The sequence below is a fragment of the Actinomadura sp. NEAU-AAG7 genome (assembly GCF_018603865.1).
Lineage (GTDB): Bacteria > Actinomycetota > Actinomycetes > Streptosporangiales > Streptosporangiaceae > Spirillospora > Spirillospora litoris.
In genome coordinates, this window is record NZ_JAHFZY010000001.1 from 727,071 (window position 1) to 743,192 (window position 16,122).

Annotated in this window: 15 protein-coding genes; 6 read left to right on the top strand and 9 right to left on the bottom strand. The window is 72.0% G+C overall.

All coding sequences use genetic code 11. The features are described 5' to 3' along the window. Window positions 1-28: 28 nt before the first annotated feature. The gene (locus KLI87_RS03400; protein ID WP_156220348.1) at window positions 29-448 is read right to left on the bottom strand and encodes a YciI family protein; all 420 of its coding nucleotides are present in this window, start codon (window positions 446-448) and stop codon (window positions 29-31) included. A 195-nt stretch (window positions 449-643) separates the two neighbouring features. Here KLI87_RS03400 and KLI87_RS03405 point away from each other — a divergent pair, with 195 nt between their 5' ends. Both KLI87_RS03405 and KLI87_RS03410 read left to right on the top strand, forming a co-directional pair. Further along, window positions 644-1,450: an SDR family NAD(P)-dependent oxidoreductase gene (locus KLI87_RS03405; protein WP_214615783.1), complete on the top strand. Its 807-nt coding sequence runs from the start codon at window positions 644-646 to the stop codon at window positions 1,448-1,450. A gap of 152 nt (window positions 1,451-1,602) precedes the next feature. Further along, the gene (locus KLI87_RS03410) at window positions 1,603-2,937 is read left to right on the top strand and encodes an FAD-binding oxidoreductase (protein ID WP_156220347.1); all 1,335 of its coding nucleotides are present in this window, start codon (window positions 1,603-1,605) and stop codon (window positions 2,935-2,937) included. A gap of 61 nt (window positions 2,938-2,998) precedes the next feature. On the opposite strand, the gene pafA is transcribed toward KLI87_RS03410, so the two are convergent. The 4 genes from pafA to KLI87_RS03430 all read right to left on the bottom strand — a co-directional run bounded on the left by pafA (window position 2,999) and on the right by KLI87_RS03430 (window position 7,129). Next, complete coding sequence (gene pafA / locus KLI87_RS03415) at window positions 2,999-4,357, bottom strand: Pup--protein ligase (protein WP_214615784.1); 1,359 nt, start codon at window positions 4,355-4,357, stop codon at window positions 2,999-3,001. A 111-nt stretch (window positions 4,358-4,468) separates the two neighbouring features. Continuing rightward, on the bottom strand, window positions 4,469-4,906 hold the full coding sequence (locus KLI87_RS03420) for a nitroreductase family deazaflavin-dependent oxidoreductase (protein WP_156220346.1): 438 nt from the start codon (window positions 4,904-4,906) through the stop codon (window positions 4,469-4,471). 184 nt (window positions 4,907-5,090) lie between these two features. Next, the gene (locus KLI87_RS03425; RefSeq protein ID WP_250903468.1) at window positions 5,091-6,515 is read right to left on the bottom strand and encodes a DHA2 family efflux MFS transporter permease subunit; all 1,425 of its coding nucleotides are present in this window, start codon (window positions 6,513-6,515) and stop codon (window positions 5,091-5,093) included. A 41-nt stretch (window positions 6,516-6,556) separates the two neighbouring features. Beyond that, window positions 6,557-7,129 carry an NADPH-dependent FMN reductase gene (locus KLI87_RS03430; RefSeq protein ID WP_156220344.1) on the bottom strand — a complete coding sequence of 191 codons (573 nt, stop codon included), beginning with the start codon at window positions 7,127-7,129 and terminating at the stop codon, window positions 6,557-6,559. A 305-nt stretch (window positions 7,130-7,434) separates the two neighbouring features. Here KLI87_RS03430 and KLI87_RS03435 point away from each other — a divergent pair, with 305 nt between their 5' ends. Beyond that, window positions 7,435-7,992 carry a GNAT family protein gene (locus KLI87_RS03435; RefSeq protein WP_308165832.1) on the top strand — a complete coding sequence of 186 codons (558 nt, stop codon included), beginning with the start codon at window positions 7,435-7,437 and terminating at the stop codon, window positions 7,990-7,992. Between the two features lie 8 nt (window positions 7,993-8,000). Here the strand turns inward: KLI87_RS03435 and KLI87_RS03440 are convergent, their stop codons facing one another. After that, window positions 8,001-8,918 carry a LysR family transcriptional regulator gene (locus tag KLI87_RS03440; RefSeq protein ID WP_214615786.1) on the bottom strand — a complete coding sequence of 306 codons (918 nt, stop codon included), beginning with the start codon at window positions 8,916-8,918 and terminating at the stop codon, window positions 8,001-8,003. 178 nt (window positions 8,919-9,096) lie between these two features. Here KLI87_RS03440 and KLI87_RS03445 point away from each other — a divergent pair, with 178 nt between their 5' ends. After that, window positions 9,097-9,660, top strand: a complete 564-nt coding sequence (locus KLI87_RS03445) for an ATP-dependent Clp protease proteolytic subunit (RefSeq protein WP_156220437.1) — start codon at window positions 9,097-9,099, stop codon at window positions 9,658-9,660. On the opposite strand, the gene KLI87_RS03450 is transcribed toward KLI87_RS03445, so the two are convergent. Together KLI87_RS03450 and KLI87_RS03455 are read right to left on the bottom strand one after the other, a co-directional pair. After that, complete coding sequence (locus KLI87_RS03450) at window positions 9,657-10,601, bottom strand: hypothetical protein (protein WP_214615787.1); 945 nt, start codon at window positions 10,599-10,601, stop codon at window positions 9,657-9,659. The two genes, KLI87_RS03445 and KLI87_RS03450, sit on opposite strands and share 4 nt — an antisense overlap. Further along, window positions 10,598-11,365, bottom strand: a complete 768-nt coding sequence (locus tag KLI87_RS03455) for a sigma-70 family RNA polymerase sigma factor (protein WP_308165833.1) — start codon at window positions 11,363-11,365, stop codon at window positions 10,598-10,600. Before KLI87_RS03455 ends, KLI87_RS03450 begins: the two co-directional genes overlap by 4 nt. 689 nt (window positions 11,366-12,054) lie before the next feature. Here KLI87_RS03455 and KLI87_RS03460 point away from each other — a divergent pair. Both KLI87_RS03460 and KLI87_RS03465 read left to right on the top strand, forming a co-directional pair. Further along, a complete protein-coding gene (locus KLI87_RS03460; RefSeq protein ID WP_308165834.1) occupies window positions 12,055-14,175 on the top strand; it encodes a bifunctional polysaccharide deacetylase/glycosyltransferase family 2 protein in 2,121 nt (706 codons plus the stop codon). Window positions 14,176-14,389: 214 nt separating this feature from the next. Beyond that, window positions 14,390-14,998 carry a TenA family protein gene (locus KLI87_RS03465; protein ID WP_156220339.1) on the top strand — a complete coding sequence of 203 codons (609 nt, stop codon included), beginning with the start codon at window positions 14,390-14,392 and terminating at the stop codon, window positions 14,996-14,998. Here the strand turns inward: KLI87_RS03465 and KLI87_RS03470 are convergent. Next, window positions 14,991-16,079 (bottom strand): alkene reductase, encoded by a 1,089-nt coding sequence (locus KLI87_RS03470; RefSeq protein WP_250903469.1) that lies wholly within the window; start codon window positions 16,077-16,079, stop codon window positions 14,991-14,993. The genes KLI87_RS03465 and KLI87_RS03470 overlap by 8 nt on opposite strands. Window positions 16,080-16,122 lie beyond the last annotated feature (43 nt).

Sequence of the window (16,122 nt, forward strand, 5' to 3'; positions counted from 1 at the left end):
ACAGACCCGCCGCTCACAGGCCCCTCGCTCACAGCTGGCCGGTGGACTCGCGCCACGCCCGCTCCTTCTTGATCCACTCGTTGTCCTGCGGGAACTCGTCGATCGTGGTGACCCGGCGGATCTCGGTCTTGAGCCCGGCGCCGGTGAGCGGCGAGCGCCTGGCCCACTCGACGGCCTCCTCCTTGGACGCCACGTTGAGGATGTAGAACCCGCCGAACAGCTCCTTCGTCTCGCCGTACGGGCCGTCGGTGACCACGGGCGGCTCGGAGGAGTAGTCCACCACGACGCCCTCGGACGCGTCGCCCAGCCCCTCCGCCGCGACCAGCACGCCCGCGCGGATCATCTCCTGGTTGAACCTGCCGACGGTCTCGATCATCTGCTCGATGTCGACGTCGGCGTAGGCGGCGTAGGCGTCGTCGGTGGCGCGCATGATCAGCATGTACTTCATGGTTCCGTCTCCCAGGTCGTCGGGCCCCTGCGGACCCTGTCCCCCCTAGGTCGAACGGGGAACGTCGCCGATCGACACCTCGGCCCGACTTCTTCCGGACATCTTCGGCGCCGCCGGGGCGCAACGCGAACGCGGCGGGCGGGGTTCATGGGGCGTCGCGCCGGTCAGGGCGCGCACCGATGAGAGGAACCTCCTGTGGATCTGCGACTCAACGGCCGTGTGGCGATCGTCACCGGCGCCTCGAAGGGGATCGGCCTCGCCGTCGTCCGGACGTTGCTGGACGAGGGCGCGCGCGTCGTCGCCGTATCCCGCAAGTCGGGTGCCGACCTGGACGCGCTCGCCGGGCCGAACCTGCTGCACGTGCCCGCCGACCTCATGGACCCGGCCGCGCCCGCGGCGGTCGTGGAGCGGGCCGTCGAGGTGTTCGGCGGGCTGGACGTGCTGGTCAACAACGCGGGAGGACCGCCGCCCGGGGCCGTGCTGCCGCGGTTCGGCTTCCTCCCGCTGACCGACGACGACTGGCGCGCGATGTATGAGTTCAACCTCTTCGCCGTCGTCCGGACGGTGCGCGCCGCGCTGCCGCACCTGCTGAAGAGCGACGCGGCGTCGATCGTGAACGTCTCGTCGGGCAACGCGCGCCATCCGGCGCCGATGAACTTCGACTACAACTCCGCCAAGGCCGCGCTGAACAACCTGGCCAAGGGGCTGTCGGAGGAGTTCGCCCCGCAGGGCGTCCGGGTGAACACGGTGTCGCCCGGTCCGGTGCGGACGGCGTGGTGGACGGAGGAGGGCGGCGCCGCCGACGTCCTCGCGGGCGCCACCGGCGCCGACCGCGACGCGGTGATGGACAGCGTCGCGCCCGAGATGATGAGTCTGAGCACGGGCCGCCTCGCGCTCCCGCAGGAGGTCGCGGACGTGGTCGCGCTGCTGGCCTCCCCACGCTCGGCGAGCACGACCGGTGCCGACTTCGCGGTCGACTCCGGGTTCCTCAAGGAGCTGTAACACCCCCCGCATGCCCGTGCCGGTGACCTCCCGGCACGGGCATCGCTATAAGCAGTACTTCTGCACTTCATCAGATCTATCTCTTGGACTTCTGGCCCCGCTTGTCACGAGGATGGAGGTGTCAGGGAAAGCGAACCGTCCGGGGGGACCCCATGACCACGCACGACACGCTCGCCGCCAAGATCCGGGGACCGGTCCTCGAACCCGGCGACGAGGGATACGACGACGAGCGGACCGGTTTCCAGCTCGCGGGCCCGCACCGTCCGGACGTGGTGGTCGGCGCCCTGGACGCGGCGGACGTGCGCGCCGCCGTCGAGTACGCGGCAGGCCAGGGGCTGCCGGTCGCCGTGCAGAACACCGGGCACGGCCTGCCCCGGGGCATGGACGGCGGGCTGCTCGTCAGCACCCGCCGGATGACCGGCCTCCGCGTCGACCCGGAGGCCCGCACGGCGCGGATCGAGGCGGGTGTGCGGTGGAGCGACGTCGTCCCCGAAGCGGCGGCCCACGGGCTGGCACCGCTGAGCGGATCCGCGCCGGGGGTCGGCGCGGTCTCCTACGTGCTCGGCGGCGGGATCGGGCTGATGTCGCGCGCGTTCGGCAACGCCGCCGACCACGTCCGTTCGCTGGAGGTCGTCACGGCCGACGCGCGACTCAGGCATGTGACCCCGGACGGCGACCCCGACCTGTTCTGGGCGCTGCTCGGCGGCCGCGCGAACTTCGGCGTCGTGACGAGCCTGGAGATCGGACTGGTGCCGGTGGAGCGGCTGTATGGAGGCGGGCTCTATTTCGACACCGAACTGATCCCGGCCGTCCTGGAAACGTGGCGGACGTGGACGACCGCCGTCCCCGACGCGATGACCTCGTCGATCGCGCTGATGCCCGTCCCCGACGCCCCGGTGTTCCCCGAGCCGCTGCGCGGACGGCGCGTCGCGCACGTGCGGATCGCCTACGTGGGCGACGCCGCCGAGGGCGAACGCCTCATCGCCCCGCTGCGCGCCGTCGGCCCCCGGCTCATCGACGCCGTCGCGGACATGCCCTACACCGAATCAGGGACCATCCACAACGAGCCGCCGATCCCGATGGCGTACCGGGCGACGAACCTCACGGTGGACGAGATCGGCGCCGACACCACCCGCACCCTGCTCGACCTGGCCGGTGACCGCGCCATCGTGGAGGTCCGGCAGCTCGGCGGAGCCCTGGCGGCCGCCCCGCCCCACCCGACCGCCGTGGGCAACCGCGACGCCGCCTACCTGATCGGCGTGCTGACCAAGCTCGACGGCGACCCGCTCCACGAGAGAGCGGAGAAGGAGCTGGGCAGGGCGTCGTCCGGGCGCCTGCTCAACTTCCTCTTCGGCGCCGCCGCCACCCCCGAACGGGTGCGGGAGGCGTTCGACCCGTCCGCCTACCGGCGGCTGCGCGAGCTGAAGGCCGCCTACGACCCGTCCAACCTGTTCCGCCTGAACCACAACATCCCGCCCGCGAGCTGACCGCGCGCCGGCCCGGCGCCCCGTGCTTTGTGTCCCGTGCCCCGCGTCCCGTCTCCGGATGTCACATGTCGGCGATGAGCTTGTCGACGCGTTCGTCCACGGAGCGGAACGGGTCCTTGCACAGCACGGTGCGCTGGGTCTGGTCGTTCAGCTTCAGGTGGACCCAGTCGACGGTGAAGTCGCGCCGCTTCTCCTGCGCCCTGCGGATGAACTCGCCGCGCAGCCGCGCCCGGGTGGTCTGCGGCGGCACCGACTTGGCCTCGAAGATGTCCAGGTCCCGCGTCACGCGCTCGACCGAGCCCCGCTTCTCCAGCAGGTAGTACAGGCCCCGGTCGCGGCGCACGTCGTGGTAGGTCAGGTCGAGCTGCGCCACGCGCGGCGAGGACATCGGCAGGTCGTACTTGCTGCGGTACCGCTCGATGAGCTGGTACTTGGTCACCCAGTCGATCTCCCGGGCGACCAGGTCGAGATCGCCGGTCTCCACCGCGCGCAGGGTCCGCTCCCACAGCTCCAGGACGCGCAGCGCCACGGCGTCGCCGCCGCGCCGGTCGATGAAGTCCTTGGCCTTGCCGAAGTACTCCTTCTGGATCTCCAGCGAACTCGCCTCGCGGCCGTTGGCCAACCGGACCTTGCGGCGCCCGGTCGTGTCGTGGCTGACCTCGCGGATCGCCCGGATCGGGTTCTCCAGCGTCAGGTCGCGCAGCACCACGCCCGCCTCGATCATCCGCAGCACCAGGTCGGTCGCCCCGACCTTGAGCAGCATCGTCGTCTCGCTCATGTTCGAGTCGCCGACGATCACGTGCAGCCGACGGAACCGCTCGGCGTCGCCGTGCGGCTCGTCGCGGGTGTTGATGATCGGACGCGACCGGGTCGTCGCCGACGACACGCCCTCCCAGATGTGCTCGGCCCGCTGCGACACGCAGTACACCGCCCCGCGCGGGGTCTGGAGCACCTTGCCGGCGCCGCAGATGATCTGCCGCGTGACCAGATAGGGGATCAGGGCGTCCGCGAGCCGGCCGAACTCGCCCTGCCGGCCGACGCAGTAGTTCTCGTGGCAGCCGTAGGAGTTGCCGGCCGAGTCGGTGTTGTTCTTGAACAGGTAGATGTCGCCGACGATGCCCTCCTCGCGGAGCCGCCGCTCGGCGTCGACCTGTAGTTCCTCCAGGATCCGCTCGCCCGCCTTGTCGTGCGTCACCAGGTCGACGACGCTGTCGCACTCGGGCGTGGAGTACTCGGGGTGGCTGCCCACGTCCAGATAGAGCCGCGCGCCGTTGCGCATGAACACGTTGCTGCTGCGGCCCCACGACACCACCCGCCGGAACAGGTAGCGGGCCACCTCGTCGGGTGACAACCGCCGCTGGCCACGGAAGGTGCAGGTGACGCCGTACTCGTTCTCAAGCCCGAAGATGCGCCTGTCCACACTCGTGAGCGTATGCGGCCGGACGCCCGGTTGGCAGTCCCCGCAAGCCTCTGTTCGACCGCCGTCCGGCCAGGGTTCCACACCCTGGCCGGTCGCGGCGGGCTCGGGGCGTCAGGGCTCCAGGAGGAAGACGGGGATCTCGCGGTCGGTCTTGTCCTGGTACTCGGCGTAGGGCGGGTACGCGGCGACCGCGCGCTTCCACCACTCGGCCTTCTCGTCCCCGGTGATCTCGCGGGCCGTCATGTCCTGGCGCTCCGACCCGTCCTGGAGTTCCACATGCGGGTCGGATGTGATGTTGTGGTACCAGAGCGGATGGGTCGGGGAGCCGCCCTGCGAGGCCACGGCCGCGTACCGGCCCTCGTGCTCCACGCGCATCAGGGGGGTCTTGCGGAGCTTGCCGCTCTTGGCGCCGCGGGTCGTGAGGATGATGACGGGGAGGCCCGTGTCGGCGAGCGTGGTCCCCTCCGTACCGCCCGAGCGCTCGTAGAGTTCGACCTGTTCGCGCACCCACTGCGTCGGGCTCGGCTCGTACTCGCCTTCAAGAGGCATCGCGTTCACTCCAAGGATGCGGGCGGAATATCGTGCGTGGTTCAGCGAAGGAACCGTGTCGCTTCAACCTCATCAGGCGGGCCGATGTTCCGCCCGGCTTCCGCGACCTTCCGCGCCCTGAGCGCGTCGCGTGGTCAGGGCCCCGGTTCGGACGGGCCGGACGTCCGGAACCGGGGTCTCGCGGTCAGGCTCCCTGTTCGTGTCTCGGGAGGAACGAGGCCGGGACGAGCGCCAGGAGCATGATCGCCACGGCGAACCAGTACGTGTCGCGGAACGCGCCCGCGAGCGGGCCCGCGACGGCGGCGTGGGCCTCCGGGGTCAGGCGGTGCAGGGCCTGGAGCGTGCCATCGCCGTCGTCCGGGACCAGGCCGCTCATGAACGCCGACAGGATGACGGACGCGATCGCCATGCCGACCGCCGCCGACGTCGTGTTGACCAGGTTGACCGTCGTGCTCGCCGCCGGGGCCCGCTCGTGCGACATGCCCCGCGTCGCCGTCGTCATCGTCGGCATCATCGTCGCGCCGCCGCCCGCGCCCATCAGCGCCATCGCCGCGCACAGCCCCCAGTACGGGGCGTCCGCGTCGAGTTGGACGGTGAACAGCGCGAAACCGGTGACCGCCGTCGCGATCGCCACCGGGACGAGCCGTCCCGCCGGGATCCGGTCGACGAGCCGTCCCGCGACCTGCACCGCGACGCCCGAGCCGAGCGCGAACGGGATGCCGAGCAGGCCCGCGACCGTCGTGCTCTCACCCCGCACGACCTGGAGGTAGAGCGGGAGGAGCAGCATCGTCCCGAAGTAGCCGGACGCGAACAGCGCCAGCGTGCCGGCGGCCGCCGCGTAGGTGCGGTCGCGGAACGGGGCGAGGTCGATCAGCGGGTGCCGCGCCGTGCGGGCCCGCACCACGAACATGCAGGTCAGCGCCACCCCCGCGAGGAGCGGCAGCAGGATTCCGGGCGATCCGAACTCGCCGCGGTCGCCGCCCGCCGTCACCCCGTACAGCAGTGCCGCGAGGCCTGGCGAGAGCATCAGCATGCCGGGCACGTCCAGCGGACGCGGCGTCTCCGGGACGTCGCGGGGGAACGTCCGCAGGCCGAGCAGCACGACCGCCACCGCGACCGGCAGGTTGACGAAGAACATCCACCGCCACGAGACCTCGTCGATCAGCCATCCGCCGATCACCGGGCCGGCCAGCGGGCCGACGAGGATCGCCAGGCCGAGCGTGCCCATCAGCTTCCCGAGCCGGTCGGGGCCCGCCGCGCGCAGCAGGATCGTCATGCCGACCGGCATCACCATGCCGCCGCTGACGCCCTGCACGATCCGGAACGCGATCAGCGACTCGATGTTCCACGCGAGCCCGGCGAGCACCGACCCGGCCGCGAACGCCGCGATCGCGCCGAGGTAGAGGCGGCGCGCGCCGAACCGCCCGACCGCCCAGGCCGTACCGGGGATGACCGCGCCGAGCGCGAGCGAGTACGCGGTCGCGACCCACTGGACGGTCGCCAGCGGCGCGTCGAAGTCCTGCGACAGCCGGTTGATCGCGACGTTGACCACGGTGGTGTCCAGCGTGATCATGACCGCGCCGAGCACCAGCACGAGCACGATCGCCATGGCCCCGGACTCCGGCCGCGTCCGGGGCCTCGGCTGGGTGATCATGACTCGTACGGGCGGACCGACCTGGCCGCGCGCAGCGCCTGCCCCCACCAGTCGAGCTGGTCCAGCAGGCCCTTCGCGGCGTGGGCGGCGCCCTCGGCGTCGCTCGGACGGCCGTCGTCGCCGAACCAGTTCCACGGGTGGTGGAAGCTCACGGTGTCGCGGATCGTGACCGCGTGCAGTTCCGCGAAGACCCCGCGCAGGTGCTCGACCGAGCGCAGGCCGCCCGCGAGGCCGCCGTAGGAGACGAACGCGACCGGCTTGGCGCGCCACTCGTAGAAGTGCGTGTCGATCAGGTTCTTCAGCGTGCCGGGGAAACTGTGGTTGTACTCGCAGGTCACGACCACGTAGGCGTCGGCCTCGGCCAGCTTCGCCGACACCTCGCCGAACCTCCCGGGCGCGGCGGCGCCGAACGCCGAGGGGGGTGGCGTGTCCGCCACGTCCAGCACCTCAAGGGTCATGTCGTCGCGCTCGGCGGCCACCCCGGCGAACCAGGTGCCGACCGTCGGCGCGAAACGCCCCTCCCGGGTGCTGGCGATGATGATCGCGACTCGCAGCGGATTCTCGGTCATGTTCCCACTCCTCGAAACGGGGCCAACGGGATCGAAGCTACGAAGATCGACCGCTGCCGGAATCCGTCATCCGACTGGGCCGCCCTACCGGCCCCACTCTGAAACCTCATCAATGCTTGAGGTCAAGCGCCGGCCGCGGGCCTCGGGGCGGGGGCGGGCGCGGGAGTTCGGCCCCTGGGCGGTCGCGACCCTCCGGCATCATCCGTTGCGCGCTGCACCGGAGGCATTGGACAAAACGCCAGGATGGCCGTTATCGGGCGCATTACCGCGCCGGGCGGAAACGGTCGCAGGTGTATGTTCGTGGTGTGCGGGTGGAGACGAATGCCGAGTTCCTGCGCCAGGGGCGCAGGGTCGCGCTTCGCCGTATCACGAAGCACGACCGGGAGGAGTTCCTCGGGCTGGTCGAGTCGAGCCGTGCCCTGCACCGCCGCTGGATCGTCCTGCCCACCACGCCGGACGAGTTCGACGACTACGTCTCACGTTTCGACCGGCACTCGGCCGACGGATTCGTCATCTGCCTCGCGAAACGCCGCAGCATGGTCGGGTTCGCCAACCTCAACGAGATCGTCAGGGGCGCCTACCAGCGCGGCCTGATCGGGTACGGCGCCTTCGCCCCGAGCGCCGGTTCGGGGTACATGACCGAGGGCGTCGACCTGCTGCTCGACTACGCCTTCACCGATCTCGGCCTGCACCGCCTGGAGGCCGACATCCAACCCGGGAACATCCCGTCACTGAAACTGGTCAGGAGATTGCGGTTCCGGAAGGAAGGGTATTCTCCGGCTTTCATCTGCATCCGGGGTAAATGGATGGACCACGAGCGGTGGGCGATCACCCGGGAGATGATGGACACGCGGCCCGGCTGAACACCGCGCTATTCGGGCAGCCAGCGGTGCGGGTCGTCCGGAGGGGGCGGCGGCTGGAGCAGGGCGAGAAGCCGGCGGAGTTTCGGGTCGTGGTTCCGGCGGTGCCAGACGACCGACCAGGGGAACAGCGGGACCGGGTCGACGATGGGGAGCCGCCGGACCCCGTCCTCCGACGGCAGCGTCATCCCCTCTTCGCCCACGGTGACGGCCCGCCGTTCGCGGTCCATCAGCTGCCGGTAGCTGAGAATGCCGATCGCGGGCTCGGAGAAGCGGAGCGGGATGCCGAACTCGGACGTGAAGCGCGTCAGATACGCCCGCCATTCGGTCGCGCCCGCCGGGTCGGGCATCACCAGTCCGGCGGACGCGAGTTCGGCCATCGCGAGCGTGCGCCGGGAGGCCAGCGGGTGGTCCTCGGAGACGAACGCGTGGAGCGGGACGAGTGAGAACAGGCGGCGGTTCAACTCGTCCGGCCAGGGGCGGCCGAGGTCGTTCGCGTAGCCGAAGGCGGCGTCGATCTCGCGGCGGAGAAGGGCGGGGACGGCGGCGGCCAGACCCTGCCGCATGCTCGGCTCCACGGTGAGGTCCGGAAAGGGCGCGATGGCCTCGCGAATGACCTCCATCGGCGTGAAACGCTCGTGATAGACGTCGATGCGCAAGGGGACGGAAACGCCCCGGACGGAATCCACCGCCGCGTCGAAGGAGGCCAGCGTCTCACGGGCCAGGGGCAGCAGCCGGTATCCGGCGGAGGTCAGCTCGACGGAGCGGGTCGTGCGGTCGAACAGCGGCGCGCCGAGCGCGGCCTCAAGGCGGCGGACGCGCTTGGAGAGCGCCTGCTGGGTCAGGAAGAGCCGCGCGGCCGCCCGTCCGAAGTGCAGTTCCTCGGCGGCGGCCACGAACGCGCGCATGCCCGGCAGGTCGGCCTCCACACCTCCCAGATTAACAACCCGGGGTTGTGGAAGCGCCGGAAAGTGTTGTTGGACATACCTCCTGACATGCGGATTCCCTGGGGGCATGTCCGTTCACACGACCGATTTCGTTCCGACCGATCTCCTCCCCACCGCCTTCGACCGGAGCGCCCTCGGCCCGACCGCCAAGGCCGACGAGATGTCCGCGCTCGGCGGCGAGCACGTCTTCCAGCGGCTGCTGCGGCAGCGCATCATCGTCCTCGGCCAGGAGGTGGACGACGCGATCGCGAACCGGATCTGCGGCGAGATGCTGCTGCTGGCCGCCGAGGACCGCGCGCGCGACATCCACCTCTACATCAACTCGCCCGGCGGTTCCGTGACCGCCGGAATGGCGATCTACGACGTGATGCAGTTCGTTCCGAACGACGTGGCGACGCTGTCGCTGGGGTTCACCGCGTCGATGGGTCAGTTCCTGCTGTGCGCGGGCGCGCCGGGCAAGCGGTACGCGCTGCCGCACGCGCGGATCCTGATGCACCAGCCGTCCGGCGGGATCGGCGGCACCGCGTCCGACATCAAGATCCAGGCCGAGAACATGCTGTTCACGAAGAACGTGTTCCAGAAGCGGGTCGCCTTCCACACCGGGCAGCCGGTCGAGCGCATCGCGGCCGACTCCGACCGCGACCGCTGGTTCACGGCCGAGGAGGCGCGCGAGTACGGCTTCGTGGACCACGTCGTCCGGCACGCCGACGAGGTCGCGGTCTAACCGGCTAGCGCGGGCTTGTGTCCCCCGGGGTGCCCGGAACCGGAGTTCGGGGCGGAACCGGGGTTCGGGGCGGAACCGGGGTTCGGGGCGGAACCGGGGTTCGGGGCGGAACCGGAACCGGAGCCGGGGCCGCCGTACTCCTGGCCGCCCCCGTTCCCGCCGTTGTTCCCACCGCCGTTCCCCCGGCCGTGACCGTGCCCCTTGCCCTTCCCGTTTCCGTTCCCGTTCCCGTTTCCGGTGCCGTTCCCGTTTCCGTTCCCGTGGCCTTCGCCGTTGCCGGCCCCTTTGTCGGTGTTGTTCTCCGGCCCTTGGCCGTGGCCCCCGCCCGGGTTCTCCTGTGTCGTCTTCTCGGGCCCGCCCTGCTTCTGGGGATGGCCCTTGCCGTCCTGCTCGGACCTGCCCTTGGCCTTGCCGTTGTTCTGCTCGGCCTTCTTGGACGGCGTGGGCGCCGGGGCCTTCGGCCCGAGGGACCCGCTCGGCGTCGCCGGGCGGTCCGTCTCCTCGATGGGCACCTTCGGGGAGCGGTGCGTGGGGGCGGGGGTCGGGTCCTGCCCGGGGAGGTGCCCGGTCCCGGCGGCGACGGCGACTCCGCCGGTCGCGACCAGGATCGCGGCGCCCACGAAGATCTTGAGCAGTACGATCCGGGGCAGCATGGCCAGCCGGCGCAGGTGGGCGCCGGCGACGCGCACCGTCTTGGCCCACCAGGACGGGTTGGGCGCGCAGGCCGCGGCGAACGCCGCGACGGCCGCGTCCTCGCCCGCGAGTTCGTCCGGACGCGCGGGGGCCCCCGCGGCGGCCAGGACCTCCCGCAGGCGGGCGACGTCGTCCTTCGGCGGGGACTCGGCGGCGGGCGGGCGACCGGCGGCGGTGCGCGCGGCGGTGTCGAGCAGGTGCTCGGCGGTGCTCGGATCGAGCCCACCGGACCTGTGGTGGTCGTTCATCTCACCCCTTCAGCGCCGGGACCGCCGGTTATGTCACCACGGTGTGCGGGGAGGGCGTCCTGCGGCGGTTCCGCTGCCTCCTGCCGCGCCGTCGTCGGGTCGGCGGACTCCGGTGGGGCTGTTTCCTGTGGGGCCGTCTCAGGCGGTCCTGTTTCCGGCGGGGAGCTGTCGGCCGGGGAGACATCGGGTGCCGCGGAGGCCAGCCGCTCGGCGAGCCGTCGCAACCCACGATACGAGGCGGTGCGGACCGCGCCGGCCCGTTTGCCGAGGACCCGGCCCGCGGACTTGGCGTCCAGGCCCATCACCACGCGCAGCAGCACCGCCTCGGCCTGGTCGCGGGGCAGCTCGGTGATGAGGCGCAGTGCGTCGCCGGTCGCGATGCCGTCCAGGGCGATCGACTCGGTGTCGCCCTCCGCCGCGAGCGCGACCAGCTCCTCGACGGGCAGCTCGGTCGCCGGACGGCGGGACCGGCGGCGCAGATGGTCCAGGGCGCGGTGCCGGGTGATCGTCGCGGTCCAGCCGCGGAAGCCGTCGAGGTCGCCGCGGAAGCTCGGCAGGTCGCGGGAGATCTGGAGCCACGCCTCGGACGTCACGTCCTCGGCGTCGCCGCCGACCAGCGCGCCCGCGAAGCGCAGCAGCCGGGGTTGGACGTCGCGATAGAGGAGGCGGAAGGACGCTTCGTCGCCCTTCTGCGCGGCCCGCAGCGCACGCCCGAGTTCGTCCTCCTTCACCGCATGTTCCGCCCGTACCTCCGCCTTCGTCACCCAGGTCATTGTGCAGGGATTTCCAGGGCGGTGTGACACAAAAGGCGCGTGTGGCGCTGAAGTTGTGAACGTGCCGGCGCGGAGCGCAAGGGACGTTCCCCTCGCCCCGCGAAGTAATGGAACAAAATGATCAGCGACGCCTCGACGCGACGTCCCGTATTGGACGAACCATCCTCCGGTGACGGCCGTCCGGAAACCGGCGCCGCGCTCGTCGCCCCGGTGTTCGCGGATCCGAGCGGACGGCGGCGGCGCCTCGCCCGACGGGCCGGGATGGTGACCGGGGCGCTGCTCGTGCTGTTCCTCGGCGCGCTCGGGGCCGGTGTCGCGACGGGCGCTGACGTGCCGCTGACCAGGTGGGACGCCCCGTCCCACCGCCCCTCGGCGGATGCGAACACGGCACCGAAACGACCCGCCAAAGCGCGGCACAGGACCGGGGACCGGGCGCGGAAGCCGGGCCGCGTGCCCGTGGCCGTGCCTCCCCGCGTCGCGGGTCCGGCGCCGTCCACGCCCGTCCCGACACGGCCGAAACCGGCGGCCTCGACCCCGGCGCCGGTCCCGTCCGTGACCGCGACCGTGGACCACCCCGGAAGCACGCCCACGCCCACGCTCCCGCCCGGTCGGGGCCACACGAGGAAGCCGCGCTGAGGGCCGGGCGCCCGTGGCCGCCGAGGGAGCCGCGGGGACACTGGGTGCTGCTCCTGCTCGGCGGGCTGGCGCTGACCGTCCTCCTGCTGCTGGACGGGTTCGCGCACGGCGCGGTCGGCGAGGCGCCGCACGAGGAGCGGCCGGGCCGGGCCCCCGCCGCGGTCACCGGCGGCGGCCCGGTGCTCAGCCTCGCGGACGGAACGCCGCGCAGCCTCCGCATGCCGTCCAAGACGATCGCGCTGACCTTCGACGACGGCCCCGACCCCCGCTGGACGCCCCGCGTCCTGGAGGTGCTGCGGCGGCGCGGCGCGCGGGCCACGTTCTTCACCATCGGCGCCCACGTCGCGGAGCACCCCGGGCTGACCCGCCGCATCCTGCGCGAGGGCCACGAGATCGGCTCGCACACCTACACGCACCTGGACATGGCTTCCGCGCCCGCCTGGCGGAACAGGCTGGAACTGGACCTCACCCAGCGGGCACTGGCGGGCGCGGCGGGCGTCCACACGAGACTGATGCGCATGCCGTACTCGTCCGTCCCGGACGGGCTGAGCGACGCCGAATGGCGCGCGGCGCGGCGGGCGGGCGAGGACGGGTACGTCGTCGTGCTGACCGACCGCGACACCGAGGACTGGGCGCGTCCCGGCACCGCGAAGATCGTCGAGTCGGCGCTGGCGGCGGAGCGGCGCGGCGAGGGCGCGGTCGTGATGCTGCACGACTCGGGCGGCGACCGGACCGAGACGGTCGCGGCGCTGGAACAGATCATCGACCGGCTCGCCCCCCGCGGCTACCGGTTCACGACGCTGACCGGCGCGCTGGCGATGCCGTCCGCCGAGGTCCCGGTGCCCGCTCGGGAGAAGGCCGTCGGCTGGACGCTCGTCACCGCGCAGCGCGCCGCGTCCAACCTGACGGGGACGCTGGCCCTGCTGTTCGGGGCGACCGGCGTCCTGTACGCGGCGCGGCTCGCGATGCTGCTGCTCTTCGCGCACGTCCACACCCGCCGGACGCGCGGCCGGTCGCGCCGCCGTCCGCGGTCCTCCGGCGCGCCCGCTCCGGCCGGCCTGCCGCCCGATCCGTTTCCGCCTGTTTCAGTGATCGTCCCCGCGTACAACGAGGAGGCCGGGATCGCGGCGACGGTCAGGTCGCTGGTCGACACCGACTACCCCGGGACGGTCGAGGTGATCGTGGTGGACGACGGGTCGTCCGACCGCACGTCCGAGATCGTCAAGTCCCTGGCGCTGCCGCAGGTCAGGCTGATCCGGAAGGCCAACGGCGGCAAGCCGAGCGCGCTCAACGCGGGCGTCGCGGCGGCGGCGACGCAGACGCTCGTCCTGGTGGACGGCGACACGGTGTTCCAGCGCGACACCCTCCGGCACCTCGTCGCGCCGCTGGCCGACCCGGGCGTCGGCGCGGTCAGCGGCAACACCAAGGTCGCCAACCGGGGCGGGATCATCGGCCGCTGGCAGCACATCGAGTACGTGATCGGCTTCAACCTCGACCGCCGGATGTTCGACATCCTGCGCTGCATGCCGACCGTGCCGGGCGCGATCGGCGCGTTCCGCGCGTCGGTGCTCGCGCGGGTGGGCGGCGTCCCGGGCGACACGCTCGCCGAGGACACCGACCTCACCATGGCCATCTGCCGCACCGGCCTCCGCGTCGTCTACGAGGAGAAGGCGCTCGCCTGGACGGAGGCGCCGTCCTCGCTGCGGCAGCTCTGGCGGCAGCGCTACCGGTGGTGCTACGGCACCATGCAGGCGATGTGGAAGCACCGCCGCTCGGTCGTCGAACGCGGCGGATCGGGACGGTTCGGCCGCCGCTGCCTCCCCTACCTGCTCGTGTTCCAGGTGCTCACACCGCTGTTCGCGCCCGCCGTCGACCTGTTCGTGCTGTACGGGCTGGCCTTCCTCGACCCGTCCGCGCCCCTGCTGATGTGGACGGCCTTCGCCGCCGCCCAGACCGCCGCCGGCGCCTACGCGCTCTGGCTGGACGGCGAGCGGCTGCGCCCGCTGTGGGTCCTGCCGCTCCAGCAGGTCGTCTACCGGCAGCTCATGTACCTCGTCGTCGTGCAGTCGGTGGTGACCGCCGTGCTGGGGGCGGGGCTCCGCTGGCACACCATCCGGCGCACGGGCACGTTCGCCGACGTTCCGGACGTCCCGGCGGCGCGCTGAGGCCCGGGGAACAATCCCGGTGAGCCGTCGGTTACACAGAACAAGCCGGTGTGCCTGGTGTCCCCGGGCCTCACCTATCGCCTTCACGGAATACCGTTCGGCTGGAGCCGTGTTGTGCCTTTCGCCGAGAGGCGACCCACACACCGGCCTACGTACGACGGAGCCCCGCCGGGTCACCCTGGCGGGGCTCACGTCGTCTGCCAGACTTTTCGGCATGAGTCTCGCGTCCCACCTGGAAGAACTCGGCCGTCCGCTGGTCGAGGAGCAACTCGGGCACCCGACCGTCGCCGGGATCGCCCGGGGGGATCTCCCCGAGGCGGTGTTCCGGTCGTGGCTGGAACAGGACTACCTCTTCCTGCACGACTATGTCCGGGTGTTCTCCCGGCTCGCCTGGCAGGCGCCCGACGAGCACCTCGGCGACCTCGTCGATCTCGCGCACGCGACATTCCATGACGAACTGGACCTGCACCGCTCGCTTTCCGCCGGGTTCGGCGCCGACCTGGACGGCGCGAAGAAGGGCCCCGCGTGCGCCGCCTACACCGCGTTCCTCCTGGACGGCGCCGCCTCCTACGCCGAGGGCCTCGCCGCGCTCTACCCCTGCATGTGGGGCTACTCGACGCTCGGGGCGCGGCTCGCCGAGGATCCGCCGGCCGAGCCGCGCTACCGGCGCTGGGTCGACACCTACGCCGACCCCGGCTTCGCCGAGCTGACCCGGCGCGTCGCGCAGATGATCGACGAGTCCGGCGCCGACCCCGCCCGCGCCGAGTCCCTGTTCCTGGAGGGCATGCGCCACGAGATCGCCTTCTGGGACGTCCCTATCTGATGGCGGGCACGGGCGCCTCGGGGTAGTCGACGTACCCCTCGGCGCCCCCGCCGTAGACGGTCGCCGGGTCGAAGGGGGCCAGCGGCGCGCCGGTCGCGAACCGGGACGGCAGGTCGGGGTTGGACAGGAACAGCCGTCCGAACGAGAAGACGTCCGCGAGGCCCGCCGCGAGCGCCTCCTCGCCCGCGCCCTGCCCGGTCGGCTCCGGGCCGTTGTAGTTGCCGATCAGCGTGCCCGACCAGCGCGGACGCAGATCGGCGAGCGCCTGGTAGGCGCCGCGCTCGATGACGTGCAGGTAGGCGAGGCCGAGCGGGTCGAGCGCGTCGACGAGCGCCCGGTAGGTGCCGCGCGGGTCCCGCTCGGCGATCTCGTTCTCCGGGTTGTCGGGCGAGATCCGCAGCCCGACCCGTTCCGGCCCGACCTCGGCGGCGACGGCCTCCACCACGTCCAGCGCGAAGCGGATCCGGCCCTCGCGCGAGCCGCCGAACCGGTCGGTGCGCAGGTTGGTGTTCTCCGCGAGGAACTGCTGGATGAGGTAGCCGTTCGCGCCGTGGATCTCCACCCCGTCGAACCCGGCCCTGATCGCGTTGCGCGCCTCGGCGGCGAACGCGGCGATCACCCCCTCGGCCTCCGCCGTCGTCAGCGCGCGCGGCGTGACATGGTCGACGTCGCCCCGGGCGGTGAAGACCTGCTGCGACTCGATCCGCACGGCGGACGGGGCGACCGGCGCGGCGCCGTCCCGGAGCGTGATCGGATGCGTCAGCCGTCCGACGTGCCAGAGCTGAGCGAAGATCGTCCCGCCTGCCGCGTGCACCGCGTCGGTGACCTCCCGCCAGCCCGCGACCTGCGCGTCCGTGACCAGGCCCGGGACGCCGGGGCCGGACTTGCCGAGCGGGTCCGCCCAGATCCCCTCGCTGACGATCAGCCCGGCGCCCGCGCGCTGCACGTAGTACCGGGTGGTCAGCGGATTCGGTACGCCGGTGACGTCGTCCGCCCGTCCTCGGGTCATCGGCGCCATCGCGATGCGGTTGCGGAGCGTCAGGTGCGGGCCTTCGTAGGGGAGCAACAGCGGACTGGTCATCGTGCGCCTCCGTTTGCATGTGCCTACATGTAATGTATGTGCA

What these genes read in the sequence shown, in the direction of transcription:
- KLI87_RS03400 (WP_156220348.1), bottom strand. Translation starts at nt 448, where the DNA reads ATGAAGTACATGCTGATCATGCGCGCCACCGACGACGCCTACGCCGCC.
- KLI87_RS03410 (WP_156220347.1), top strand. Translation starts at nt 1,603, where the DNA reads ATGACCACGCACGACACGCTCGCCGCCAAGATCCGGGGACCGGTCCTC.
- KLI87_RS03420 (WP_156220346.1), bottom strand. Translation starts at nt 4,906, where the DNA reads ATGCCTCTTGAAGGCGAGTACGAGCCGAGCCCGACGCAGTGGGTGCGC.
- KLI87_RS03425 (WP_250903468.1), bottom strand. Translation starts at nt 6,515, where the DNA reads ATGGCGATCGTGCTCGTGCTGGTGCTCGGCGCGGTCATGATCACGCTG.
- KLI87_RS03430 (WP_156220344.1), bottom strand. Translation starts at nt 7,129, where the DNA reads ATGACCGAGAATCCGCTGCGAGTCGCGATCATCATCGCCAGCACCCGG.
- KLI87_RS03445 (WP_156220437.1), top strand. Translation starts at nt 9,097, where the DNA reads ATGTCCGCGCTCGGCGGCGAGCACGTCTTCCAGCGGCTGCTGCGGCAG.
- KLI87_RS03450 (WP_214615787.1), bottom strand. Translation starts at nt 10,601, where the DNA reads ATGAACGACCACCACAGGTCCGGTGGGCTCGATCCGAGCACCGCCGAG.
- KLI87_RS03465 (WP_156220339.1), top strand. Translation starts at nt 14,390, where the DNA reads ATGAGTCTCGCGTCCCACCTGGAAGAACTCGGCCGTCCGCTGGTCGAG.
- KLI87_RS03470 (WP_250903469.1), bottom strand. Translation starts at nt 16,079, where the DNA reads ATGACCAGTCCGCTGTTGCTCCCCTACGAAGGCCCGCACCTGACGCTC.